At 68.9% G+C, this 16710-nt stretch carries 16 protein-coding genes; 8 read left to right on the plus strand and 8 right to left on the minus strand.

The window, feature by feature from the left end:
* Nucleotides 1-122 precede the first annotated feature (122 nt).
* Nucleotides 123-1811 carry a long-chain-fatty-acid--CoA ligase FadD2 gene (gene fadD2 / locus PM1_RS22900; protein ID WP_009618517.1) on the minus strand — a complete coding sequence of 563 codons (1689 nt, stop codon included), beginning with the start codon at nucleotides 1809-1811 and terminating at the stop codon, nucleotides 123-125.
* 221 nt (nucleotides 1812-2032) lie between these two features.
* On the opposite strand from fadD2, the gene PM1_RS22905 reads away from it, so the two are divergent.
* Both PM1_RS22905 and PM1_RS22910 read left to right on the plus strand, forming a co-directional pair.
* A complete protein-coding gene (locus PM1_RS22905; RefSeq protein ID WP_009618519.1) occupies nucleotides 2033-2983 on the plus strand; it encodes an alpha/beta hydrolase in 951 nt (316 codons plus the stop codon).
* Nucleotides 2980-3450 carry a MaoC family dehydratase gene (locus tag PM1_RS22910; protein ID WP_009618521.1) on the plus strand — a complete coding sequence of 157 codons (471 nt, stop codon included), beginning with the start codon at nucleotides 2980-2982 and terminating at the stop codon, nucleotides 3448-3450. The genes PM1_RS22905 and PM1_RS22910 overlap by 4 nt, the downstream gene beginning before the upstream one ends.
* A 404-nt stretch (nucleotides 3451-3854) precedes the next feature.
* Here PM1_RS22910 and ccoM read toward each other — a convergent pair whose 3' ends face one another.
* From ccoM to PM1_RS22925, 4 genes are all read right to left on the minus strand, one after another.
* Entirely contained in the window at nucleotides 3855-3965 is a 111-nt protein-coding gene (gene ccoM / locus PM1_RS31240) for a cytochrome c oxidase subunit CcoM (RefSeq protein WP_009618523.1), read from the minus strand.
* Nucleotides 3966-4177: 212 nt separating this feature from the next.
* Entirely contained in the window at nucleotides 4178-4339 is a 162-nt protein-coding gene (locus PM1_RS22915) for a hypothetical protein (protein WP_009618525.1), read from the minus strand.
* Nucleotides 4340-4341: 2 nt separating this feature from the next.
* Complete coding sequence (locus PM1_RS22920) at nucleotides 4342-4935, minus strand: alpha-ketoglutarate-dependent dioxygenase AlkB family protein (RefSeq protein ID WP_009618527.1); 594 nt, start codon at nucleotides 4933-4935, stop codon at nucleotides 4342-4344.
* Between the two features lie 49 nt (nucleotides 4936-4984).
* Nucleotides 4985-5278, minus strand: coding sequence for a hypothetical protein (locus PM1_RS22925; RefSeq protein WP_009618529.1), 294 nt, complete (start codon nucleotides 5276-5278; stop codon nucleotides 4985-4987).
* Nucleotides 5279-5508: 230 nt separating this feature from the next.
* On the opposite strand from PM1_RS22925, the gene rapA reads away from it, so the two are divergent.
* A complete protein-coding gene (gene rapA / locus PM1_RS22930; RefSeq protein ID WP_173427885.1) occupies nucleotides 5509-8364 on the plus strand; it encodes an RNA polymerase-associated protein RapA in 2856 nt (951 codons plus the stop codon).
* 885 nt (nucleotides 8365-9249) lie between these two features.
* A complete protein-coding gene (locus tag PM1_RS22935; RefSeq protein ID WP_009620619.1) occupies nucleotides 9250-9699 on the plus strand; it encodes a universal stress protein in 450 nt (149 codons plus the stop codon).
* A gap of 99 nt (nucleotides 9700-9798) precedes the next feature.
* Here PM1_RS22935 and PM1_RS22940 read toward each other — a convergent pair whose 3' ends face one another.
* From PM1_RS22940 to PM1_RS22950, 3 genes are all read right to left on the minus strand, one after another.
* On the minus strand, nucleotides 9799-11463 hold the full coding sequence (locus tag PM1_RS22940) for a phosphoethanolamine transferase (protein WP_009620621.1): 1665 nt from the start codon (nucleotides 11461-11463) through the stop codon (nucleotides 9799-9801).
* Between the two features lie 131 nt (nucleotides 11464-11594).
* On the minus strand, nucleotides 11595-12386 hold the full coding sequence (locus PM1_RS22945) for a hydroxypyruvate isomerase family protein (RefSeq protein ID WP_009620623.1): 792 nt from the start codon (nucleotides 12384-12386) through the stop codon (nucleotides 11595-11597).
* 11 nt (nucleotides 12387-12397) lie between these two features.
* Complete coding sequence (locus tag PM1_RS22950) at nucleotides 12398-13285, minus strand: NAD(P)-dependent oxidoreductase (RefSeq protein WP_009620625.1); 888 nt, start codon at nucleotides 13283-13285, stop codon at nucleotides 12398-12400.
* A gap of 169 nt (nucleotides 13286-13454) precedes the next feature.
* Between PM1_RS22950 and PM1_RS22955 the strand changes: the two genes are divergently transcribed.
* From PM1_RS22955 to phnE, 4 genes are read left to right on the plus strand one after another with little or no spacing between them, the layout of a single operon-like run.
* Nucleotides 13455-14312, plus strand: coding sequence for a putative selenate ABC transporter substrate-binding protein (locus PM1_RS22955; RefSeq protein ID WP_009620627.1), 858 nt, complete (start codon nucleotides 13455-13457; stop codon nucleotides 14310-14312).
* A complete protein-coding gene (locus PM1_RS22960; RefSeq protein ID WP_009620628.1) occupies nucleotides 14309-15112 on the plus strand; it encodes a phosphonate ABC transporter ATP-binding protein in 804 nt (267 codons plus the stop codon). The genes PM1_RS22955 and PM1_RS22960 overlap by 4 nt, the downstream gene beginning before the upstream one ends.
* The gene (locus tag PM1_RS22965) at nucleotides 15106-15927 is read left to right on the plus strand and encodes a PhnE/PtxC family ABC transporter permease (RefSeq protein ID WP_009620629.1); all 822 of its coding nucleotides are present in this window, start codon (nucleotides 15106-15108) and stop codon (nucleotides 15925-15927) included. The genes PM1_RS22960 and PM1_RS22965 overlap by 7 nt, the downstream gene beginning before the upstream one ends.
* Nucleotides 15924-16706, plus strand: coding sequence for a phosphonate ABC transporter, permease protein PhnE (phnE, locus tag PM1_RS22970; protein ID WP_009620630.1), 783 nt, complete (start codon nucleotides 15924-15926; stop codon nucleotides 16704-16706). The genes PM1_RS22965 and phnE overlap by 4 nt, the downstream gene beginning before the upstream one ends.
* Nucleotides 16707-16710: the final 4 nt, after the last annotated feature.

Genomic DNA, 16710 nt, shown 5'->3' on the forward strand with positions numbered 1-16710 from the left:
CAGAAGGGCTGCGGCCTTGTTGGATTGTCTGACAAAGACACTGCCGGGGAAAGCGAGACGAAAAAAACGGAGGCGGGTCGGCGGACCAGCCTCCGTTCGGAGGGTTGCGAGGGCTGATGCGGTCAGGCGCTTTCGCGCAGCTCGCGGCGGAGGATCTTGCCCACCGGGGTCATCGGCAGGGCCTCCTTGAGGACGATCTGCTTGGGCACCTTGTAGCCGGTGAAGTTCTCCTTGCAGTAGGCCTTCAGCTCCTCCACCGTCAGACCCGGCTCACGGGCCACGACGAAGAGTTTGACGGCCTCGCCGGAACGTTCGTCCGGCACCCCGACCGCGGCGCAGTTGGCCACCTTCGGGTGGGCCATGACCACGTCCTCGATCTCGTTGGGGTAGACGTTGAAGCCGGAGACGATGATCAGGTCCTTCTTGCGGTCGACGATGCGCACGAAACCGTCCGCGTCGATCACCGCGATGTCGCCGGTGCGCAGCCAGCCCTCGGCGTCCAGCACCTCCTCGGTGGCCTCCGGGCGCTGCCAGTAGCCCTTCATCACCTGCGGGCCCTTCACGCACAGCTCGCCGCGTTCGCCCAGGGGCTGCTCGTTGCCCTCGTCGTCGATCACCTTCAGCGCGGTGCCCGGCACCGGGATGCCCACGGTGCCCAGGCGCGCCAGCTCGCCGTAGGGGTTGGTGCTGACCACCGGCGAGGTCTCGGTGAGGCCGTAGCCCTCGACCACGGTGCAGCCGGTGGCGGCCTTCCAGCGCTCGGCGGTGGCCGAGACCAGCGCGGTGCCGCCGGAGTTGGTGACCTTGAGGTTGGAGAAGTCCAGGTCCTTGAACTCCGGGTGCTCCATCAGCGCCACGAACAGGGTGTTCAGCCCCAGCAGCGAGGAGAAGCGCCACTTCTTCAGCTCCTTGATGAAGCCGGGGATGTCCCGCGGGTTGCTGATCAGCACGTTGTGGTTGCCGTTGTGCATCATGCACATGCAATTCGCGGTGAAGGCATAGATGTGGTACAGCGGCAGCGGCGCGATCATCACCTCGCCGCCCTCGTTCATCAGCGGGCGGCCGTCGGGGCCGTGCTGCGACAGGCAGGCGTCCACCTGCAGCATGTTCGCCACCAGGTTGCCGTGGGTGAGCATGGCGCCCTTGGCCACGCCGGTGGTGCCGCCGGTGTACTGCAGCACGGCAAGGTCCTCCAGGCCGACCTTGACCGGCTGCAGCGCATGGCCGCGGCCCTGGCGCAGCACCTCCTTGAAGGGCACCGCCTGGGGCAGCCGGTAGTCCGGGACCATCTTCTTCACGTGCTTGACCGCGGCGTTGACCAGCAGGCCCTTGAGTGCCGGCTGCAGGTCGCCCATCTGCGCCTCGATCAGGTATTCGATGCCGGTGTCCGGCAGCACTTCCTGCACCAGCTTGCCGAACAGGTTGACGTAGACCAGCGCCCGCGCGCCCGAGTCCTTGAACTGGTGGCGCATCTCGCGGGCGGTGTACAGCGGGTTGGTGTTGACCACCACCAGGCCGGCGCGCAGGGCGCCGAACACGGCGATGGGGTATTGCAGGATGTTGGGCATCTGCACGGCGATGCGCTCGCCGGGCTTGAGGTCGGTGTTGCGCTGCAGGTAGGCGGCGAAGGCGGCGGACAGGCGGTCCAGCTCGGCGTAGGTGAGGGTCACGCCCATGTTGCTGAACACCGGGCGGTCGGCGAAGCGCTTGCAGGAGCGCTCGAACACTTCCACCACCGATTTGTAGGCGCCCAGGTCGAGCTGGCTGGGCACGCCGGCGGGACGTTTGTCGTTCCAGAATTCCGCTTGCATTGGCTGTTGTCCTCTTTATTACCTGCAAGGCTGTTCCCGGCCGGCTCCCTCGGGCATCCGGCGCAGGGGCATCCGTCGCAAAGTAGCAGTTGCCCGGTGCAGCGCAAATAGTTCGGCCATTCCCATTTACTTCGTGAATCTTGCGCCACCGCTGGCGGGATGCTGCGCGGCGCCGGGCACTGCTAGAATGCCGCCACCCCGAGCCGGCACAAGGATTGCCCATGCCGTACGCCGCCTACTGGCTGACCGCCAGCGACCAGACCCCGCTGTACACCCACCATTGGACCGCAGACGCAGCCAAGGGCGTGGTGATGCTCTCCCACGGCATGGCCGAGCACGCAGGGCGCTACGCCCGCCTGGGCGAGGCGCTGAACGCCGCCGGCTGGTCGCTGCTGGCCATCGACCAGCGCGGCCACGGCCGCACCGCCGAGCACGGCGACCTGGGCCACTACGCCGACCAGGGCGGCTGGGGCAAGGTGGTGGGCGACCTGCTCAGCCTCAACCGCCACGCGCGCGAACAGCACCCCGGCCTGCCGGTGGTCCTGCTCGGCCACAGCATGGGCAGCTACATCGCCACCGCCTACCTGCTGCAGCACAGCGCCACGCTGCAAGGCGCGGTGCTCTCCGGCTCCAACTACCAGCCGATAGCGCTGTACCGCGCCGCGCGCCTGGTGGCCCGCTTCGAGCGCTGGCGCCAGGGCCCGCTGGGGCGCAGCGCGCTGATCGAGTTCCTCTCCTTCGGCTCGTTCAACAAGGCCTTCAAGCCCAACCGCACCGAGTTCGACTGGCTCAGCCGCGACACCCGCGAGGTGGACAAGTACATCAGCGACCCGCTGTGCGGCTTCCGCTGCAGCAACCAGCTGTGGCTGGACCTGCTCGGCGGCCTGGAGGACATCACCCCGGTGCAGCACCTGGCGCGCATCGACAAGGCCCTGCCGCTGCTGATCATCGGCGGCGAACGCGACCCGGTCAGCCAGGGCAGGCGCCTGCGCGACCTGGCCGCGGCGCTGGGCCGCGCCGGGCTGCGCGACGTGCAGACGCAGATCTACCCCGAGGCCCGCCACGAGTTGTTCAACGAGACCAACCGCGACGAGGTCACCCGCAACCTGATCGCCTGGCTGGACGGAGTCCTTTCCGCAGGCCAAGGCGCGAACCACGAGGAAAAGCCATGACCCAGGTGCAGAACGTTCCCTACGCCGAGCTCGAAGTCGGGCAGAAGGCCAGCTTCCAGCGCCCGGTCGGCGAGCGCGACATCCAGCTCTTCGCCGAAGTCTCCGGCGACCGCAACCCGGTCCACCTGGACGCCGACTACGCCGCCACCACCCTGTTCAAGGAGCGCATCGCCCACGGCATGCTCAGCGGCGCGCTGATCAGCGCGGCGATCGCCACCACCCTGCCCGGCCCGGGCACCATCTACCTGGGCCAAAGCCTGCGCTTCACCCGCCCGGTGAAGATCGGCGACGTGCTCGACGTGGAACTGGAAGTGCTGGAAAAACTGCCGAAGAACCGCGTGCGCATCGGCACCCGCGTGCTCAACCAGAACGGCGAGGCGGTGGTGGAAGGCGAAGCCGAGGTGCTGGCGCCGAAGCAGAAGCTGGACATCGAACTGCCGGCGCTGCCGCCGATCACCATCGGCTGATCCGCGCCCACAAAAAAACGCCGCTTTCCCCGGGGAAAGCGGCGTTTTTCATTGGCCAACCGTAGGGCGCATAACGCCTAGGGCGTTATCCGCCGCCTGGCCCTGGTCTCCGGCACCTTCGGGGCCAACCTTGGCATCGACCGAGGCCCCGGCGTATCGGCGGATAACCGCGAACGGTTATGCGCCCTACTCTCCAGTCGTAGCCGACTGCGCCGAGATGCTTTTCGTAGGATGGGTTGAGCTTGCGAAACCCATGCGGTCGTGGCGATGGGTATCGCTTCGCTCAACCCATCCTACGATGGCGTTTCTCCTGCCCTACCCGGCCCCATGAAAAATCGCAGGCAAAAAAACGGGCGACCGAAGTCGCCCCAAGTGCCTTGCGTGCTCTGTGATCGGGAAGGCGATCAGCCCTTCTTGTGGCTGTCCTTCCAGATGAAATATCCGACTCCACCGCAGAACAGGACCATCAGACCAACGGTGACAATGCCGGCGAGAACCACTTCGTCGATGAACATGATGCTGGCCTCCTGATTCCCTGTGCGTTTTGAAGATGGGCTCAGGTTAGCGTCGGCCGGGGGCGCGATATTGACCTGGATCAATGGCCGCAAAGCCCCGGTTCACGGGGCTTCGGATAACTGATCCAGATCAAGTTCGGGGCGGGTTGGGATGCGGTGCATGGCCGCGCGGGGCGACTTCTGGCGGGATGTTCGGAACGGGCGGAGCGGATTCAGCGCTTCTTCGGCTTGCCCTTGCCCTTCTTGCGTGCCTTGCCCAGCGGCAGGGCCTGCTCGAAGGCCTTGCGCACTTCCTGCAGGCGCTTCTCGTGGACGTCGTGGATGCGCTTGTCGCGCTCGGCGTTGAAGTCGATCAGCTTGTCGTCGTTGCTCATGATCAGGCATGCACCAGGCGGAAGGTCAGGTTCAGGCGGGGGGCGACCGGGCGCCGCGTCTTGGCCACCTGATGCTGCCAATAATGCTGCGTTGCGCCGGACATGACCAGCAGGCTGCCGGAATCCAGTTGCAGGGAGTGTTCGATGGCCGCGCGGCCCTTGCGGCGCAGGTCGAAGCGCCGCGTGCCGCCGAGGTTCAGCGAGGCCACCAGCGGGTTGCGGCCCAGCTCCGGCTCGTCGTCGCTGTGCCAGCCCATGGAATCCTGGCCGTCGCGGTAATAGTTGAGCAGCACGCCGTTCAGGCGCTGGCCGACCTCGGCGTGCACGCGCTCGCGGATTTCCGCCAGCAGCGGCGTCCACGGCAGCGGCCGGTGGACCAGGCCGGAATAGCGGTAGCTGGCCTCGGCGTCGCCGTACCAGGCCAGCAGGCGCGGCACCGGGTAGTCGCGGCCGTGCAGGTGCACGCTGGGCCGCTCCCAGGGAGTGTGCTCGACCAGCTCGGCGAACCAGGCCGTGGCGCAGGCTTCATCGCACCAATGCGGGATCAGGCGCAGCTCGGCGTGTTCGAGGTGGATGGGCGCGTCGGCGAAGAGCATGGCGGTGACGGGAGGCAGGTCGGAAAGAACAGCTTACTACGCGGCACGCTCAGACCTCGATGTCGATCCACACGCCCTTGCGCGGCGCCTCGCCCAGGCCGTCGTCGGCGGGCTCCTCCGACGCCTCGGGCTCAGCCTCCTCGCCCTGCGCCTGCTGCCGGCGCCGCTGGTGCTGCGGGTACTCTTCCTCCGGCGTCATTTCCGCCGGGCGGCGCTCCAGGCCCACGGCGGCATCGCCCGTGGCAGGAACCACCGGCGCCACCGGGGCGACATCCGGGCGCGAGCGCGCCGGGTCCTGCTGCGCGGTGACCGGCAGTACGTCGCTGGGGATCGGCGGGATCATGGCTGTCGCTGGCTCCTCGCGGGCTTCAGGTTGTCGGCTGGCGGCGGCAGGCGCCGGGGCCGTCGCTACACTTCACGGAACAATCCGCATCCATCCCGGTCCTGGCCGGCGGCGCGGAGCCGGCGCAGGCCCATCGCCCCCCGAAGCGGCGATGCCACCCGGCCGCTGCGTGCGAACGGGCGTCGCTGAAAGCCGCGTGTTCCGTTACCATAGCCGGCTTTTTGCGGGAGGTGTCCATGGCGCAGTATCAACCGGGTCAACGCTGGATCAGCGACAGTGAAGCAGAATTGGGGCTGGGCACCATCCTGGCGCTCGACGGACGGCTGCTCACCGTGCTCTATCCGGCCACCGGGGATACCCGCCAGTACGCAGAACGCAACGCCCCGCTGACCCGCGTGCGCTTCGCCCCGGGCGACGAGGTGACGCACTTCGAAGGCTGGAAGATGACCGTCCGCGAGGTCGAGGAAGTCGACGGCCTGCTGGTCTACCACGGCATCAACTCGCACAACGACGCCAAGATACTCCCGGAAACCCAGCTGTCCAACTTCATCCAGTTCCGCCTGGCCAGCGACCGCCTGTTCGCCGGGCAGATCGACCCGATGCCCTGGTTCGCCCTGCGCTACCACACCCTGGAACACCGCACCCGCCTGCTGCAATCCTCCCTCTGGGGCCTGGGCGGCGCCCGCGCCCAGCCCATCGCGCACCAGTTGCACATCGCCCGCGAGGTCGCCGACCGCATCGCCCCGCGCGTGCTGCTGGCCGACGAAGTGGGCCTGGGCAAGACCATCGAGGCGGGCCTGGTGATCCACCGCCAGCTGCTCTCCGGGCGCGCCAGCCGCGTGCTCATCCTGGTGCCGGAGAACCTGCAGCACCAGTGGCTGGTGGAGATGCGCCGGCGCTTCAACCTGGAGGTGGCGCTGTTCGACCGCGAGCGCTTCGCCGAGAGCGACGCCAGCAACCCCTTCGAGGACAGCCAACTGGCCCTGGTGGCCCTGGAGTGGATCCGCGCCGACGAGCGCGCCCAGGACGCCCTGTGCGCCGCCGGCTGGGACCTGCTGGTGGTCGACGAGGCCCACCATCTGGTCTGGCACCCGGAGCAGGCCAGCCGCGAGTACCAGTTGGTGGAAACCCTGGCGCAGATCATCCCCGGCGTGCTGCTGCTCACCGCCACCCCGGAACAGCTGGGCCTGGACAGCCACTTCGCGCGCCTGCGCCTGCTCGACCCGGACCGCTTCCATGACCTGGAGGCCTTCCGCCGCGAGAGCAGCCAGTACCGCCCGGTCGCCGAGGCGGTGCAGGAACTGATCGACCACGGCCGCCTGTCCCCCGCCGCGCGCGAGGCCATCCATGGCTTCCTCGGCGCAGCCGGCGACGAGCTGCTGGCTGCCGTCGAGGGCGGCGACGACGATGCCCGCGCGCGCCTGATCCGCGAACTGCTGGACCGCCACGGCACCGGCCGCGTGCTGTTCCGCAACACCCGCGCCGCGGTGCAGGGCTTCCCCGAGCGCCAGCTGCACAGCTACCCGCTGCCCAACCCGGTGGAGTACATGGAACTGCCGGTCGGCGAACACCCGGACCTGTACCCGGAAGTGAGCTTCCAGGCGCAAGTCGACGACAACACCGACGAGAACGCCCGCTGGTGGCGCTTCGACCCCCGCGTGGAATGGCTGATCGACACCCTGAAGATGCTCAAGCAGTTCAAGGTGCTGGTGATCTGCGCCCACGCCGAGACCGCCCTGGACCTGGAAGACGCCCTGCGCCTGCGCTCGGGCATCCCGGCCACGGTGTTCCACGAGGGCATGAGCATCCTCGAGCGCGACCGCGCCGCAGCCTACTTCGCCGACGAGGAATTCGGCGCCCAGGTGCTGATCTGCTCGGAAATCGGCAGCGAGGGCCGCAACTTCCAGTTCGCCCACCATCTGGTGCTGTTCGACCTGCCGGCCCACCCGGACCAGCTGGAACAGCGCATCGGCCGCCTGGACCGCATCGGCCAGCGGCACACCATCCAGATCCACGTGCCGCACCTGGAGAACAGCCCGCAGGAACGCCTGTTCCAGTGGTACCACCAGGCGCTCAACGCCTTCCTCGCCACCTGCCCCACCGGCAACGCCCTGCAGCACCGCTTCGGCCCACGCCTGGTGGAACTGCTCGAAGGCGGCGGCGACGACGCTTTCGCCGCCCTGCTCGAAGAAGGCCAGGCCGCGCGCCTGGCCCTGGAAGCGGAAATGCACAGCGGCCGCGACCGCCTGCTGGAGCTGAACTCCGGCGGCGCCGGCGAGGGCGAGGCGCTGGTGGAAGCGATCGAGGAACAGGACGACCAGTTCGCCCTGCCGATCTACATGGAGAAGCTGTTCGACACCTACGGCATCGACAGCGAGGACCACTCCGAGAACGCGCTGATCCTCAAGCCCAGCGAGAAGATGCTCGACGCCAGCTTCCCCCTGGGCGACGACGAGGGCGTGACCGTCACCTACGACCGCGCCCAGGCCCTGGCCCGCGAGGACATGCAGTTCCTCACCTGGGAACACCCCATGGTGCAGGGCGGCATGGACCTGGTGCTGTCCGGCTCGCTGGGCAACACCTCGGTGGCGATCATCAAGAACAAGGCGCTCAAGCCCGGCACCGTGCTGCTGGAGATGCTCTTCGTCAGCGAGGCGGTGGCCCCGCGCAAACTGCAGCTGGGGCGCTTCCTGCCGCCGGTGGCGCTGCGCTGCCTGCTCGACGCCAACGGCAACGACCTGGCCGCCCGGGTGGCCTTCGAGACGCTGCACGAGCAGCTGGAAAGCGTGCCGCGCGCCAGCGCCAACAAGTTCGTCCAGGCCCAGCGCGACGTGCTGGCCAAGCAGTTCGCCATCGGCGAGGCCAAGATCGCCCCGCGCCACGCCGAGCGCGTGGAGAAGGCCCGTCAGCAACTGGTGGCGAGCCTGGACGAGGAACTGGCGCGCCTGACCGCGCTCAAGCAGGTCAACCCCAGCGTGCGCGACAGCGAGCTGGAAGCCCTGCGCACCCAGCGCGACGAGAGCGTCGCCCTGCTGGACAAGGCCTCGCTGCGCCTGGAGGCGATCCGCGTGCTGGTCGCCGGCTGATCCGCGCCACGCCAAGGAGGCCGCCCCGGGAAACCGCGGCGGCCTTTTTCATGCCCGCCCAATTGGCGTCACCCCGTAGGAGCAACTGTCTTGCCGGCTGCGCCGAGGTGCTCTTCGTAGGATGGGTTGAGCTTGCGAAACCCATGCTGCCATGGCGATGGGTATCGCTTCGCTCAACCCATCCTACGGGCTTCCCCACCCCCGCCATTCCCATGTAGGAGCGCGCCCTGCGCGCGAAATCGCGGGCAGGGCCCGCTCCTACAGGTCGCCGGGAAGCACGGCATGCCTCCCCGTAGGACCTTGTCCGCGATAGCCGGACGAACCGGCGCGATTCGCGGATGAGATCTCCTACGCTGCCCCACCCACGCCATTCCCCTGTAGGAGCGCGCCCTGCGCGCGAAATCGCGGGCAGGGCCCGCTCCTACAGGTTGCCGGGAAGCGCGGTATGCCTCCCCCGTAGCGGACCTTGTCCGCGATAACCGGACGTCCCGGCGCGATTCGCGGATGAGATCCGCTCCTACGCCGCCCCACCCGCGCCATTCCCCTGTAAGAGCGCGCCCTGCGCGCGAATCGCGGGCAGGGCCCTACAACTCACCATGAGGCATGGCGTCCCCCGTAGGAGCGGACCTTGTCCGCGATAACCGGACGTCCCGGCGCGATTCGCGGATGAGATCCGCTCCTACGCTGCCCCACCCGCGCCATTCCCCTGTAGGAGCGCGCCCTGCGCGCGAAATCGCGGGCAGGGCCCGCGCTCCTACAACTCAGGCATTCCCCTCCCACCGCCGGCACATCCGCCCTCACGGTCTACTATTGACGCTGCGCAAGGGAATCCACCCCGGGGAGAGCTAGAGTTTTCCCACCAAGCCACTCATTGAGGGATACATCATGTACGAGCGCATTCTGGTAGCAGTGGACGGCAGCCCGGTTTCCGACCGCGCGCTGGGCGAGGCGGTCAAGCTGGCGCAACTGACTGGCGGCGAGCTGCGCGTCATCACCATCGTCGATAGCCCGCTGCGCCACCTGCCCGACTATGCCGTCTACTACAACCCCGAGCCGCTGCGCGAAGCCGCGCTGAAGGCCGCCGACGACGTGCTGGCCAAGGCCCGCGAGCAGGTCGGCGACAAGGTCAAGGCGAAGTTCGACCGTGTGTGCCAGGAGCGTGCCAGCGAGGAAGTCGCCGAGCGTATCGAGCTGGAGGCCGAGGACGCCAAGGCCGACGTGATCGTCATGGGCACCCATGGCCGCCGCGGCGTGCGCCGGCTGATGCTGGGCAGCGTGGCCGAGGGCCTGCTGCGCGTCAGCAACCGCCCGGTGCTGCTGGTCCGCGACAAGTAAGTCCAACCCCTATGAAAAAGGCCGTGCGGGATGACCCGTACGGCCTTTTTTTCGCCTGAAGCGCCCCTGTAGGAAAAGCGGAAGGCTACGGCATCGGCGTCATTCGCCCGCCGCCACCGCGTTGCCGCGGCAGGAGTGGAAGATGTCCAGGCCGGGCTGATACAGGCTGGTGCGCACGTCCAGCAGGCCGAGCACCGAGTGGAACAGGTTGTCGTGGCTCAGGTCCTGCTCGTCGCGCTTGCCGGCCAGGCAGCCGCGGTCGATGCCCAGGTCGCGCAGGGTCGAGGGGCCGAACCACATCACCATGGGCACGTGGGTCTGCGCCGCCGGGGCGATGGCATAGGGCGCGGCGTGCAGGTACACGCCGTTCTCGCCCAGCGACTCGCCATGGTCGGAGACATAGAGCATCGAGGTGTCGTACCTGTCGCTGTTCTTCTTCAGCAGCTCGATGACCTTCGACAGGAAGAAATCGGTGTAGAGGATGGTGTTGTCGTAGACGTTCACCAACTCGTCCTTCGAACAGCTGCCCAACTGGTTGGTGCGGCACACCGGCTTGAAGCGCTCCATGTCCGCCGGGTAGCGGTCGTAGTACTCCGGGCCGTGGCTGCCGTCGGCGTGCAGGACGATGATGGCGTTGTCCTTCAGGCCGTCGATGTACGCCTGCAGGTCCTGCAGCAGGGCCTCGTCCAGGCAGCGGTTGCCATCGCAGAACGGCCCGGGCTGGTTCTTCGGGATGTCGCGGTGCGGCACGCGCAGGCAGGTGCCCTTGCAGTCGCTGTTGTTGTCCAGCCAGAGCACCTGCAGGCCGGCGCGCTGCAGCACGTCCAGCAGGCTCTCGTAGGTCTTGCCCTTCTTGTCGCTGTAGTCCTCGCGGGGGAACCTGGAGAACATGCAGGGCACCGACACCGCGGTGGAAGTCCCGCAGGAATGCACCTGGGTGAAGTTGAGGATATCCAGCTTCGCCAGCTCCGGGTTGGTTTCGCGGGCGTAGCCGTTGAGCGAGAAGTGGTCGGCCCGCGCGGTCTCGCCGACGACGAAGACGAACAGCGACTTCTTCGCCCGCTGCGCGGCCTTGGCGCTCTGCACCGCGTCCTCGCCGATCTTCTGCACCACCAGGTCGGCCTTCTTGATGCCCAGGCGCTGCTTGCCGTACTTGCTCACGGCGTAGATGTAGTTGGTCGGGTTGATGAAGTGGGTCAGCTTGTCTTCCTCGCGGAAGATCGGCGCATAGGTGGAATAGAAGCTACCCACCATCACCGCCACTGCGGCCACGCAGGCGAACACCACCAGCACCTTGTTCAGCAGCCCGCGCAGGAACGGCTTGTAGGCCACCGGCAGCGCCCAGACCAGCGCCGACGGCAGCGCCCCGAGCAGCAGCAGGTAGGCCACCAGCCTGCCGCTGAACAGCGCCTCGGCCTCGCCCGGGTTGGTCTCGAAGACGTTCTGCACCATCACCGTGTCGATGGCGATGCCGTAGCTGTTCATGAAATAGGCGGCGGCGGCCGAGCACAGCGCCACCAGGGTCAGCGCCGGCTTGAGCAGCGGGCGGAACGACACCAGGGTCAGCAGCAGGCTGAAGGCGGCCCAGAGGAAGACGCCGAAGGAGGCGAAGAAGGCGATGCGATACGCCCCCTGCAACGGCACCAGACCGTCCAGGGCCTTCCAGGTGGCGAGGTTGTAGAACAGCACCAGGGCCAGGGAAAACAGCAGCACCAGGCGGTTGGAACTGATCGTGGGTAACAGGCGGCGGTTGCCCTCGGACATCGAGGCACTCCTTGACTGGGCGCAGCGGAAGAACGGCATCGCCCACCGTCACGGCGGGCGCGCCGAATCTACTGATCAGTTAGTCAAAAAAGTGTCAAATTCGCCACTGAATCGATACAACGTTTGTCGGCTCAGGCCGATTTCAGACGTTCCCGCCAAGCCGGCAACCAGCCCAGGCCAGCGCTGGTGGCGCCAACCGGGCGGTATTCGGCGCCCAGCCAGCCGGCGTAGCCCTGGGCCCGCAGGGCCGCCAGCGGCGGTTCGAAGTCCAGTTCGCCGCTGCCCGGCTCGCCGCGCCCGGGGGCGTCGGCGAACTGCACGTGGCCGATATGCCCTTGCAGCTGGCGCACGCAATCCGCCAGGTCCAGGTCCATGCGCGCCATGTGGTAGAAGTCCAGCTGCGCCGCCAGGTTCGGGTGGCCGACGCGCGCCAGCATGTCCAGCAGATGCTGCGGGGTGTTGAGCAGGAAGCCGGGCATGTCGTGCAGGTTGATCGCCTCCATCAGCACCGCAATGCCGCGCCCGGCGAAGGCCTCGGCGGTCTGCCGCAGGTGTTCGGCCAGCAGCGCCAGCGCCTGCTCGCGTTCGACGCCCTCGGCCAGACGCCCGGCCAGCACGTTGATCTTCTGCGGCCGCAGCACCTCGGCGTACTCCAGGGCCTGGCGCAGCCCGGCGGCGAACTGCGCCTCGCGCCCCGGCACCGCGGCCAGTCCGGCGCCGCCCTGCATTAGGTCGCCGGCCGGCAGGTTGAACAGCACCAGCGGCATGCCACTGCGCTGCAGCTCGGCCTGCAATGCCGCGGCCGGCACCTCGTAGGGAAACTGGATCTCCACCCCGGCGAAACCGGCCTCGGCGGCGGCGCGCACGCGTTCCAGCAACGGCAGCTCGGTGAACAACAGGGACAGGTTGGCGCAGATCGGCATGGCGGCTTTCCTCAATCGCGGGGTTGGCGGTACTGCTCGACCAGGGTGGCCGGGTCGTGCGCCAGGTGGCCCTGGCTGCCGTGCAGGCGCATCAGTTGCGCGGCCAGGCCGCTCATGGGCGTGGCCGAGCCCTGCTCGCGGGCCAGCTTCACCGCGGTGTCCAGGTCCTTGAGCAAAGTGCGCACGTGCCACTTGATCGGCTCGAAGCGGCTCTCGGCCATCTGCGGGGCGAGGATCTGCAAGGGCTTGGAGTCGGCGAAACCGCCGGCCAGGGCCGGGGCGATCAGGCTGGCGTCGACCCCGGCGCTCTCCGCCAGGGCCACCACTTCGGCGATCACCAGGGCGTTGCAGGCGACGATCATCTGGTTGCACACCTTGGTCACCTGGCCGGCGCCGACCTCGCCCATGCGCGTCAGGCGCTGGCCGAGGTGGGCGAGAACGGGGCGGACGCGCTCGATGTCCTCCACCCGGCCGCCGGCCATTATCGCCAGGCTGCCGGCCTCGGCGCCCGGGGTGCCGCCGGAGACCGGCGCATCGACCCAGCGCATGCCGCTGCGGGATTCGAGTTCGGCGGCCATCTCGCGGGTGGCGGCCGGTTCCAGGCTGGAGAAGTCCACCAGCAACTGCCCCGGTTTCGCCCCTTCGACGATGCCGCCGGGGCCGAACACCACCTCGCGCACGGCGGCGGTGTCGGCCAGGCAGAGCATGACGATCTCGGCATCCGCGCACAGCTGCGCGGGGCTCTGCGCGACGCGGGCGCCCTCCCCGGCCAGCAGCTCGCGCTTGGCGGCGGAGCGGTTCCACACGGTCAACGGGTAGCCGGCGGCCAGCAGGCGGCGGCTCATGGGCACGCCCATCAGGCCGAGGCCGGCGAAGGCGATGGAGGGCAAGGCAGACATGGATGGCTCCTGTCGGGCAAAATAGCGGGCACGGGGACGGCCATCTTAGCCGCCCACCGCCGCCTTCGCCGAGCCTGCGAGCCCGCCGCCGTGGTCATTTCCACGCGCACCGGCAGACCGCCACTATACTTCCCAGGCTTTTTCCGCTATTGAACCGGAGACTGCTCCCATGCTGAAACGCACCCTGGCGCTCGCCGCCTGCTTTGCGCTGTCCCTTTCCGCCAACTTCACCCAGGCCGAAACCCTGAAGGAACTGAAGGTCTCGGCGATCCCCGACGAAGCCCCCACCGAGCTGCTGCGCAAGTTCAAGCCGCTGGGCGAATACCTGCAGGAACGCCTGGGCATGCCGGTGAAGTTCATCCCGGTGTCCGACTACGCCGGCGTGGTCGAGGCCCTGGCCGCCGACCGCCTGGACATGGCCTGGCTGGGCGGCTTCACCTTCGTCCAGGCGCGGCTGAAGACCGGCAACGCCATCCCCCTGGTGCAGCGCGAGCAGGACCAGCAGTTCACCAGCAAATTCATCACTGCCGATGCCAACGTGAAGTCGCTGCAGGACCTCAAGGGCAAGACCTTCGCCTTCGGCTCGGTATCCTCCACCTCCGGCAGCCTGATGCCGCGCTACTTCATGCAGAAGGACGGCATCGTCCCCGAGCAGTTCTTCTCCCGCGTGGCCTACTCCGGCGCCCACGACGCCACCGTGGCCTGGGTCCAGGCCGGCAAGGTGGACGCCGGCGTGCTCAACGCCTCGGTGTGGCAGAAGCTGGTGGACGCCGGCAAGGTCGACACCAATAAAGTGAAGGTCTTCGCCACCACCCCGACCTACTACGACTATAACTGGACGGTGCGCGGCAACCTCGACCCGGCCCTGGCCGAGAAGATCAAGCAGGCCTTCCTCGACCTCGACCCGAGCAAGCCGCGCGACAAGGCCATCCTCGACCTGCAGGCGGCCAGCCGCTTCATCGAGACCAAGCCCGAGAACTACAAGGGCATCGAGGAGTCGGCCCGCGCCGCCGGCCTGTTGAAGTGAGCCTGCGCCTGACCGGCGTGGAGCACCAGCACGCCAACGGCCAGCGCGCCCTCGCCGGCATCGACCTGAGCGTCGAGGCCGGCGAGCGGGTGGCGATCATCGGCCCCTCGGGCGCCGGCAAGACCACCCTGCTGCGCGTGCTGGCCACCGCGCTGAAGCCCAGCCACGGCGAGATCGAACTGCTCGGCAGCCAGCCCTGGCGCCTGGGCGCCCGGGCCCGCCAGCGCCTGCGCGCGCGCATCGGCCTGATCCACCAGGCGCCGCCGCTGCCGCCGCGCCAGCGGGTGGTCAACGCCGTGCTGGCCGGGCGCCTCGGCCAGTGGCCGCTGTGGAAGAGCCTGGCCAGCCTGCTCTACCCGCTGGACATCGACGGCGCCCGCGAGGCCCTGCGCAGCCTGGACCTGGCCGACAAGCTGTTCCAGCGCTGCGACCAGCTTTCCGGCGGCCAGCTGCAGCGCGTCGGCATCGCCCGTGCGCTGTACCAGCAGCCGCAGCTGCTGCTGGCCGACGAGCCGGTCTCGGCGATGGACCCGGTGCTCGCCGGGCACACCCTCGACCTGCTCACCCGCGAGGCCGCCAACCGTGGCCTGACGCTGCTGGCCAGCCTGCACGCGGTGGACCTGGCCCTGGCGCACTTCCCGCGCATCGTCGGCATCCGCGACGGCCGCATCGTCTTCGACAAGCCGGCCGCCAGCGTCAGCCCGGACGACCTGCAGCAGCTCTACGCCAACGAGCAACTGAGCCTGGATGCCCCGGCGCCGGTCGAGCCCCTGCACGTGGTGCAGATCCCGCGATGCTGAAACCCCGCGACCCCGCCGCCCTGCCGCGGCTGCTGCTGACCGCCCTGGCGCTGCTGTTGCTGTGGCCCGGCCTGCGCCTGAGCGAGCTGGACATTCCCGGCCTGTTCACTGGCGACAACGCGCGCACCATGGCCGGCTTCCTCGCCGGCTTCTGGCCGCTGGCCCACGACGCCGAATTCCTCGCCATCCTCGGCCGCGCCACCCTGGAGACCCTGGCCATCGCCACCGCCGGCATGGCCCTGGCCTGGCTGATCGCCTTCCCCGCCGCACTGCTGGCCACCCGCGCGCTGTCGCTGTCCGCCCTGCCCCGCGGCGGCCTGCCGGCCTGGTGGGCGCAGGCCCTGCGCTGGCCGGTGCGGCTGCTGCTGATCGTGCTGCGCAGCATCCCGGAGATCGTCTGGGCGCTGCTGTTCGTCCGCGCCGTCGGCCTGGGCCCCACCGCCGGCGTCATGGCCATCGCCATCACCTACGGCGGCATGCTCGGCAAGGTCTACGCGGAAATCTTCGAATCGGTGGACCCGCGCCCCACCCGCGCGCTGCTGCTGGGCGGCGGCTCGCGCCTGGGCGCCTTCGCCTACGGCCTGCTGCCCCAGGCGGCGAGCGAGATGATCTCCTACACCGTGTACCGCTGGGAGTGCGCCATCCGCGCCTCGGTGGTCATGGGCTTCGTCGGCGCCGGCGGGCTCGGCCAGCAGGTCGACCTGTCGCTGCGCATGTTCGCCGGCGGCGAGGTGGCGAGCATCCTGCTGACCTTCCTGCTGCTGGTGCTGGGCGCCGACCAGCTGAGCCGCTTCCTGCGCCGGAGGCTGGAATGAACCGCGCCCGCGCCGGACTCTTGCGCGCCATCGGCTGGAGCCTGGCGATCCTGCTCGCGGTGGTAGCGTCCTTCGTCTACCTGCAAGTCGACAGCGACGGCCTGCTTAGCAGCGAAGGCCTGCGGCAGATGCTCGGCTACGCCGGCGACTTCTTCCCGCCGGACCTGTCCGCCACGCACCTGAGCGCGGTGGCCCGCGGCGCCCTGGAAACCCTGGCCATGTCGGCCCTGGGCACGCTGCTCGCGGCCGTGTTGGGGATGCTCTTCGCGCTACCGGCCGCCGGCCGCTTCGGCGCCGCCGCGCAGAGCCTGGCGCGCTTCGTCCTCAACGCCCTGCGCGCGGTGCCGGAACTGGTATGGGGCGCGCTCATGGTGCTGGCCGCGGGCCTTGGGCCCAACGCCGGCACCCTGGCCCTGGCGCTGCACACCGGCGGCGTGCTCGGCCGGCTGTTCGCCGAGGCCCTGGAAAACACCCCGGCCGAACCCGCCGAGGCCCTGCGCCTGGGCGGCAGCGGGCGGGTCGCGGCCTTCGCCTACGGCACCCTGCCGGCGGTCTGGCCGCAACTGGTGGCCTACATCCTCTACCGCTGGGAGAACAACATCCGCATGGCCAGCGTGCTCGGTTTCGTCGGCGCCGGCGGCCTGGGGCAGATGCTCTACTTCAGCCTCAGCCTGTTCCAGCAGGCCCAGGCGGCCACGGTGATCCTCGCCATGCTGGTGCTGGTGCTGGGCGTCGACAGCCTCAGCGCCTGGGCGCGGCAGCGGTGGGTCAGCGCCTGAGGGC

The sequence above is a fragment of the Pseudomonas sp. M1 genome (assembly GCF_022760135.1).
GTDB lineage: Bacteria > Pseudomonadota > Gammaproteobacteria > Pseudomonadales > Pseudomonadaceae > Pseudomonas > Pseudomonas citronellolis.

Bases quoted from the DNA above. Each gene is read 5' to 3' on its own strand.
- fadD2 (WP_009618517.1), bottom strand. From the start codon at position 1,811: ATGCAAGCGGAATTCTGGAACGACAAACGTCCCGCCGGCGTGCCCAGC.
- PM1_RS22905 (WP_009618519.1), top strand. From the start codon at position 2,033: ATGCCGTACGCCGCCTACTGGCTGACCGCCAGCGACCAGACCCCGCTG.
- PM1_RS22910 (WP_009618521.1), top strand. From the start codon at position 2,980: ATGACCCAGGTGCAGAACGTTCCCTACGCCGAGCTCGAAGTCGGGCAG.
- ccoM (WP_009618523.1), bottom strand. From the start codon at position 3,965: ATGTTCATCGACGAAGTGGTTCTCGCCGGCATTGTCACCGTTGGTCTG.
- PM1_RS22915 (WP_009618525.1), bottom strand. From the start codon at position 4,339: ATGAGCAACGACGACAAGCTGATCGACTTCAACGCCGAGCGCGACAAG.
- PM1_RS22920 (WP_009618527.1), bottom strand. From the start codon at position 4,935: ATGCTCTTCGCCGACGCGCCCATCCACCTCGAACACGCCGAGCTGCGC.
- PM1_RS22925 (WP_009618529.1), bottom strand. From the start codon at position 5,278: ATGATCCCGCCGATCCCCAGCGACGTACTGCCGGTCACCGCGCAGCAG.
- PM1_RS22935 (WP_009620619.1), top strand. From the start codon at position 9,250: ATGTACGAGCGCATTCTGGTAGCAGTGGACGGCAGCCCGGTTTCCGAC.
- PM1_RS22940 (WP_009620621.1), bottom strand. From the start codon at position 11,463: ATGTCCGAGGGCAACCGCCGCCTGTTACCCACGATCAGTTCCAACCGC.
- PM1_RS22945 (WP_009620623.1), bottom strand. From the start codon at position 12,386: ATGCCGATCTGCGCCAACCTGTCCCTGTTGTTCACCGAGCTGCCGTTG.
- PM1_RS22950 (WP_009620625.1), bottom strand. From the start codon at position 13,285: ATGTCTGCCTTGCCCTCCATCGCCTTCGCCGGCCTCGGCCTGATGGGC.
- PM1_RS22955 (WP_009620627.1), top strand. From the start codon at position 13,455: ATGCTGAAACGCACCCTGGCGCTCGCCGCCTGCTTTGCGCTGTCCCTT.
- PM1_RS22965 (WP_009620629.1), top strand. From the start codon at position 15,106: ATGCTGAAACCCCGCGACCCCGCCGCCCTGCCGCGGCTGCTGCTGACC.
- phnE (WP_009620630.1), top strand. From the start codon at position 15,924: ATGAACCGCGCCCGCGCCGGACTCTTGCGCGCCATCGGCTGGAGCCTG.